Here is a 7,194-nt window from a genome sequence, read left to right as displayed (position 1 = left end):
CTTATATACAGAATCAAGATGAAATAAAATAAGGACGCGATTCATCTCACGCTTATTTGAGAAAATAAAGCTTGAGGCTTCTCGCGGTTAAGCTAAAGGGGCGGTTGAAAAGCGCCCTAGTTAATCATCCCATTCCTAGAGCTAATGTTTAGGTTTGTTTAGATTGTGCACAGAAAAGATGTATTCGTCAATATTTCCTTTCTTGAGGAGGGAAACGATTGATCACTACAGGTAGATAAGCGATATCAATTCCCGTGGGAGAATAGTAAGCCAGGGTATGTTGTAGAAAGTTTTGATCATCTCGTTGGGGGTAATCTTCCCGAGAATGGGCGCCACGACTTTCTTGACGGTTTAAAGCTGAAGTAAGAATTATTTCGCCAACTATCAATAAGTTAGCTAATTCTAAAGCTTCGATTAATTCGGTATTCCAACAAGTACCGCGATCGCCTAATTGCAGTTGTTGATAACGTTGTTTAAGTTGATTTAATGCGGTTAAACCCTCTTGCATATTAGCTTCAGTGCGAAAAACTCCACAATGATCGCTTAGACAATCTTGTAATTCTTGACGCAGTTGAGCAATACGTACATTTCCCGATTGATTCAACAGAGTTTGTAGTTTACCTTGAGCTTTATTGAGATAAGTTTGAGGATTAAAATTGGGGAGTTGACGTTTTTGCACGTAATTAGCGATCGCAGCCCCTGTAATTTTGCCATAGACGACGCATTCTAACAGGGAATTACTCCCAAGACGATTGGCCCCATGTACAGAGACACAGGCGCATTCCCCTGCTGCGAATAAACCTTCTACCAAGCCATCTACACCACTGCGCACTTGTCCACTGGTATTAACTGGTATTCCTCCCATAGAGTAGTGAGCTGTTGGACGTACGGGCATAGGTTGATGTACTGCGTCTATCCCTAGGAGTCGGTGGGCTTCTTCCCAACAAAAGGGAACACGACTCATAATTTTTTCTTTACCCATATGGCGTAAATCCAGGTAAATAAAAGGTCCACCGGCGCTACCATCGATATTAACTCCCCTTCCTGCGCGAATTTCTAGGGTAATAGCGCGAGAAGTGATATCTCTTGGGGCTAATTCCATTTGTTTCGGGGCGTAATTTGCCATAAAGCGATCGCCGTTGCTATTGATTAAATAAGCGCCTTCTCCCCTTACTGCTTCGGAGATAAGCACTCCTACTGGGTATAATCCTGTGGGGTGAAATTGGACAAACTCCATATCTTCTAGGGGAATACCCAGGCTGGCGCTCATGCCTAACCCATCTCCTGTGGAGGCGTAGTCATTTGAAGTAGTATTAAAGACTCTTCCGTAACCTCCTGTAGCTAACATCACTACTTTGGCTCTGACTATTTCTAGTTTGCCATCGAGGAGATGGTACATCACTAAACCTTTGGCTTCTCCCTCTTCTAGAATCAAATCCATGACGTACCATTCATCATAGATTTGTACACCATGACGACGCAGGTTATTAACCAATTCGTGGAGCATAGCGTGTCCTGTTTTGTCAGCTGCGTAACAGGTACGTTTATGAGAATGTCCTCCAAAAGCTCTTTGAGCGATTCTACCATCAGGGAGACGGGAGAAGAGTACCCCCATATGTTCTAAGTCAATAATGACCGATGGTGCTTCTTTGGTTAATAATTCTACCGCGTCTTGATCGGCGAGATAGTCTGAACCTTTGACGGTATCAAAAGCGTGGGCTTCCCAGGTATCCTCTGGATCTACATTATTGAGGGTTGCGGCAATTCCACCTTGTGCGGCTACAGAGTGGGAGCGAATGGGGTGAGTTTTAGCTACTAAAGCGACATTAAGATTTTGATCTTTGCGTTTGATTTCTAGTGCTGCTCTAGATCCTGCTAAACCACCGCCAACTATAATTATATCATGTTCTAACATGCTTTGATTCTCACAAGTAAGGAGTAACGTCTATGGCTAATTTTTGACCTAATTGCAATAGACTAGGGAGTTGTTCTCGGCGCCAACGACATGAGGGAGCGCCATTACCATTATAATCATCGCTTATCTCTGAAAAGCAGACGGGTGAGATTTGCTCCTGTAAATAGTAGAAATAGATTTCTTGGGCTTTATCTAGGGATAAACCCAGGTGGAGTTGTTCGGCTACTGTGAGTATTTGTTCTAGTCTGGCTATATCTGCTTCTAGGTTTTGGGGATCGCCGTCTTGGAGAATTTGCCAAATTGTTTGATAGATTAGCTTTTCTAGGTTGCTTTTCTGCTCGACGGGTATATCTAATTGACAGTGGAAATAGTTCGCTTCTTCGGCGATCGCTTCTAATTCGCTCAAATAAACGATCATTTGGGTTGGGTTATCTGTTGCTTTTTCTAAGGAGGCGATCGCTTGTAAACACCGATGGGATAGAGCTACTTCTGCTGCTACTTGTAATTCTAAAGGTACTGGTAACTCATCTCGTTGAAAGGCTGCCAAAATCCCATAATTATCCCGATATACCTGATTATACAACTGATCCAGGCTTTTTTTGGTATTTTTAGTCAATAATTTCATGATTTTATGACGTTCTTCGGTGAATAACTGTTGCAACCCAAAGGTTTTATTACCGAATAACTCACTCATATCTAGAATCATTTTAGCTGCACTAGCTGCGGTTAGGGTTTCAAACAGTTTTATTTTCAACTGACTATAGAGATTCCTTCCTGAGAATTGTTGAATACAGCAGTGAAAATCCCAACCTCCTAGATGTAAAACTCCAAAAACTAGATGACAACTTTCCCAAGTTATTTCTGATACTAGGCGAATTTGCCCTACGGCTAGAGTCAAACCGCCGATTTGTTGTTTTTGATAGTCTAGCTGTTGAATGTTATAACAGTAGATTCTTTCTGTGGTATCGTAGTCTAGTAATAGAGAACTAATGGCGTAGTGAGCTGCTACTTGTTCAAAGGTTATTTGAGCTGAAACTACTAGGCGATCGTAAACTATTCCACCAGTACCGAATATATCTACATTACTAGGGGCTAGATCTAATAACTCTAGGAATTCTTTTTCTAACTGTATTCCCGATACTTCTGCTGCTAATTCCATGGCTCTGGATGCGTAGCGTAGGATTTGTACTCCTTCGGGGCGAGAAATTTCTTCAAAAAACCAACCACAGCTAGTAAACATTAACAGAGAGTGTCGCTGCATTTCTAATAAGCGTAAGGCGTCGATTCTTTCTGAAGGTGTTAGAGTATGTTTTTGGTGACGAGAGAGGAATTTTTCTACGTTGGTTGGGTTACGATCTAAAATTACTTCGATATATTCATCTCTGGTTAACCAAACATCCCGCAAGAGCTTACCACCCATGTGAGTATAAATACTGATTAATTCATCTCTTAACCAGTTTAAACTATCTCTGAGAGGACGTCGCCAGCGTTGATGCCAACCACCTCCACCTCCACAACCGCAATCATCTTGCCAGCGATCGACTCCATGGGCACAACTCCAGGCTGTAACTGGTTTGAGGATTACTTCCCATTGGGGAGTATTCAGACTCAGATAATGTGCATAATTAGTTACTGTCCAACCTTTGGCGGGGAATTCTTTAGTAAAAGCATAGGCCAAACATTTTTCTGTACTATCTTTATGATGTCCAAAGGTTTCGCCGTCGGTAGCTACGCTAATGATTTGGCTCTGACGGTGGTCCCCTTTAATGGCTTGGGCTATTCTTCCTGCAAAAATTTGGGAACTGTTGAGGACGTCGTTAAAACCCATATCCCGAGAGATTGGACCATCGTAAAAGAATATATCTATATATCTATCATCATCAATAAAACAACGATAGGGACGTGTAGGATCTATTTGTGATCCCCCTACTTCTATCCAGCCAGGATTGGCTTGATTAGGGTTAGGAATGGGGCGACAACGTTCGGCTTGAGATGGGGCTAGGATGGTAAATTTGATCCCTTCTTCAATCAAAGTTTCTAGGGTTTCGTGGTCAACGGCGGTTTCTGCTAACCACATTCCCTCGGGATCACGTCCAAAACGAGTCCGAAAGTCTTGTTTTCCCCAACGTATTTGCGTCTGTTTGTCTTTTTTATTGGCTAGGGGTAGAATGATATGGTTATAGACTTGGGCGATCGCGTTTCCGTGTCCATTAAGTCTTTCTCTGCTTAATCTATCTCCCTCAATGATCCGATTATATACCTCTAGGTCATAGTTTTCTAACCAAGACATCAAGGTTGCACCGATATTGAAGCTCAAATATTCAAAGTTATTAACAATATTAATCACTTCTGATTGATCGTTAAGAATTCTAGCAAAAGCGTTAGGACGATAACACTCATGATATATTCTCTCATTCCAATCGTGAAAGGGATGAGCGCTAGGTTGTCTTTCGATAGTATTTAAATAGGGATTTTCTCGGGGGGGTTGATAAAAATGACCATGAACAGTTATATATACTCCTGTAGCTTTTTCTGTGGAGGTTATGGCTGATTCTCTTGCCATTTGGTTGGTGCTAATATTCATAAGATTCTGAAATTCTCAATAATTGCTGCTATTTAGTCAAGATTTCCTGACTAAATTAATTGACTATTTACAAACTCTTTTAATTCTAACTAATTATCTAATCAAGGTAAAAATACTTTTAACTTTTATTTAGTTTGTCAAGGTCTAACCAAAACTTGATAAAATTAAATTGATAATTAAATCTCAAGGCTATGGATCTTGATCAATTAAGAGAAATAATCTTAGTAGGCTATCGGTGTATCTATGGTAATAAGTAAAAGTTATTGGTTATAGGTACTCATGGAAAAGGCACTCAGGCGATCGCCATAATTACCTAAATCTACAATTTCATTTATCAACTACTAACGCTACATGACGATTGAACCAAATAAACGCAAATGTCGGAAATTAATCACATTTTAAAACCTTTTCAACGTTTCGGTGTTCACTTGGGTTTAACTAGGATTAAAAATCTTTTAGCTAATTTAGGGAATCCTCAGTCAATTGTTCCGATTATTCATGTGACTGGAACTAATGGTAAAGGTTCAGTATGTGCTTATCTTTCTGCTGTACTAACAGAGGCAGGTTATCGAGTAGGACGTTATACTTCTCCCCATTTGGTAGATTGGACAGAAAGAATTTGTCTTAATGAACAACCGATAACTACTACCAGATTAAAAGAAGCATTAGAAACGACGATTCAGGCGATCGCCCCTGACACGGAAACACCCACCCAATTTGAAGTAATTACCGCCGCTGCTTGGTTATATTTTGCTCAAGAAAAGGTAGATGTAGCAGTGATAGAGGTAGGTTTAGGAGGAAGATTAGATGCTACTAACGTCTGCGATCGCCCTTTAGCTAGTATTATTACTTCTATAAGCCGAGAACATTGGCAACAACTCGGTTCAACTTTAACTGCTATAGCGACAGAAAAAGCGGGTATCTTAAAAACTGGTTGTCCTGCTATTTTAGGTCAATTAACTGCTGAAGCAGAAGCTGTAGTCAAATCTCGCTTAGTGGAGTTGAATTGTCCCGCGGTTTGGGTAAAAGCGGCTAAACCTTTAGAATTAGAGAAATCTTGGGCTATTTATGAGGATATCACCTATCCTTTACCTCTGTTGGGAGAAATACAGTTACTCAATTCAGCTATAGCGATCGCCACTTTCAAGATTTTGCAACAACAAGGTTTTCAGATAACCCCTAGTCAAATACAAGAGGGAATGGCTAAAACTAAGTGGTTAGGTCGTATTCAGTGGGTAAACTGGCATAATTATCGATTATTAATCGATGGTGCACATAATCCGGCTGCGGCGATCGCCTTACGTAATTATGTAGATACCCTCAAAACTCCGATTACTTGGGTAATGGGTATGCTTTCTACCAAAGACCATGAGCAAATTTTAACAGCTTTATTACGTCCTGGGGATGAATTATACTTAGTCCCCGTTCGAGATCATAGTACAGCAGATCCTGAAACCTTACAAAAGTTAGGGTTAGCTATTTGTCCCCAACTCAGAGATTGTCGAACTTTTGGGGACTTATTTAACGCTTTAGAGGAATCTTTAACGAAAACCGAGGGTTTAACGGTTTTATGCGGTTCTCTCTATCTAGTGGGTTACTTTTTATCTGTTTCCACTACTAATCGATAGCTACCCCTACCTAAAGGATCATAGGAATTAACGATGATATAGTACATACCATCTTCAGTCAAAGTAATTGTTAAGCGAGAATTGGTGTTATTTTCGTCAATATCGTCATTTTGAGCAAGAATATTGTTCTCACTATCCATAATGGCTAAATAAGTATCAAAATCATCGCTTTCTAAACTAATAGTCCAAGATTGTCCTTGAGTACCTTCGAGAGGATGGAGTTCATATAAACTATTATCAGAGGATAATTTTTGAGAAGTAGCTTGCAGTGCTCCTTCTACTTCTAAAATAACTTCTAGTTGAGTACTAGGATCGGGTTGAATTGTGGTTACAGGAGTTTGACTAGTTTGTTCAAAAGCAATCACACAGAGATTTACATCTTCTTCTGGTTGACAAGCAATCCCATTATTAGCTAAATCAGGTTGAAAAAGACGTTGACGATTGGGGCGATTAGGGTCACCATCATCTAGGATTAATTTAAGGACAAGGAGACTTGCTGTACTAGCTTCACTAGAACTACTTTGATAAGTGCTAACTCTAGTCGGATTTCTGAGGATACGTTGGGCGACACTATTCAACGATTCAGTGCTATTAATAGCAGTTAGAGGAGTTTGAGAACGTAAAAAAACGATCGCCTCTTCTAAAGTTGCTACTCCTTCTTGGATAGTAACCCCTTCTGTATCGGGTAACTGTAATAAGTTATCCTCAAAATAGGGTTTTAAACTTTCTAACCAATCAGCATAACCCGCGGGATTAGTTCTCGCGCGGTTAATTTCTGCTGAAACTGCTTCTGTAAAACTGAGGTTATCCTCTTCCGGGGTTAGTAAAACAGGAGGAGAAGGAGTATCTACCGACTGTGCTAAGATCAGCTGATTAGGTAGGATAGTCAGTAAAAGGGCGACAACAAAACTGGTTTTTAACATAGTAGAGTAAGATATGAGCTATTCTATACCAATTTAAAACATCCTAATCTTAGCTTAACCGCGAGAAGCCTCAAGCTTTATTTTCTCAAATAAGCGTGAGATGAATCGCGTCCTTATTTTATTTCATCTTGATTCTGTATATAA

At 40.2% G+C, this 7,194-nt stretch carries 4 protein-coding genes; 1 reads left to right on the top strand and 3 read right to left on the bottom strand.

Annotation, left to right across the window (positions count from 1 at the left end):
• Nucleotides 1-187: 187 nt before the first annotated feature.
• Both EA365_12355 and EA365_12350 read right to left on the bottom strand, forming a co-directional pair.
• Nucleotides 188-1,915 carry a succinate dehydrogenase/fumarate reductase flavoprotein subunit gene (locus EA365_12355; GenBank protein ID TVQ43581.1) on the bottom strand — a complete coding sequence of 576 codons (1,728 nt, stop codon included), beginning with the start codon at nt 1,913-1,915 and terminating at the stop codon, nt 188-190.
• Nucleotides 1,916-1,925: 10 nt separating this feature from the next.
• On the bottom strand, nt 1,926-4,499 hold the full coding sequence (locus EA365_12350; GenBank protein ID TVQ43580.1) for a DUF3536 domain-containing protein: 2,574 nt from the start codon (nt 4,497-4,499) through the stop codon (nt 1,926-1,928).
• 377 nt (nt 4,500-4,876) lie between these two features.
• On the opposite strand from EA365_12350, the gene EA365_12345 reads away from it, so the two are divergent.
• Complete coding sequence (locus EA365_12345) at nt 4,877-6,127, top strand: bifunctional folylpolyglutamate synthase/dihydrofolate synthase (protein TVQ43579.1); 1,251 nt, start codon at nt 4,877-4,879, stop codon at nt 6,125-6,127.
• Here EA365_12345 and EA365_12340 read toward each other — a convergent pair.
• A complete protein-coding gene (locus tag EA365_12340; protein TVQ43578.1) occupies nt 6,094-7,050 on the bottom strand; it encodes a hypothetical protein in 957 nt (318 codons plus the stop codon). The genes EA365_12345 and EA365_12340 overlap by 34 nt on opposite strands.
• Nucleotides 7,051-7,194: the final 144 nt, after the last annotated feature.

The organism is Gloeocapsa sp. DLM2.Bin57 (genome assembly GCA_007693955.1).
GTDB lineage: Bacteria > Cyanobacteriota > Cyanobacteriia > Cyanobacteriales > Gloeocapsaceae > Gloeocapsa.
Note: the sequence above shows the minus strand (reverse complement) of the source record. Positions and strands in the feature narration are given on the sequence as shown.

Coding starts and splice junctions, on each gene's coding strand:
- EA365_12350 (TVQ43580.1), bottom strand. CDS start 4,499: ATGAATATTAGCACCAACCAAATGGCAAGAGAATCAGCCATAACCTCC.
- EA365_12355 (TVQ43581.1), bottom strand. CDS start 1,915: ATGTTAGAACATGATATAATTATAGTTGGCGGTGGTTTAGCAGGATCT.
- EA365_12340 (TVQ43578.1), bottom strand. CDS start 7,050: ATGTTAAAAACCAGTTTTGTTGTCGCCCTTTTACTGACTATCCTACCT.
- EA365_12345 (TVQ43579.1), top strand. CDS start 4,877: ATGTCGGAAATTAATCACATTTTAAAACCTTTTCAACGTTTCGGTGTT.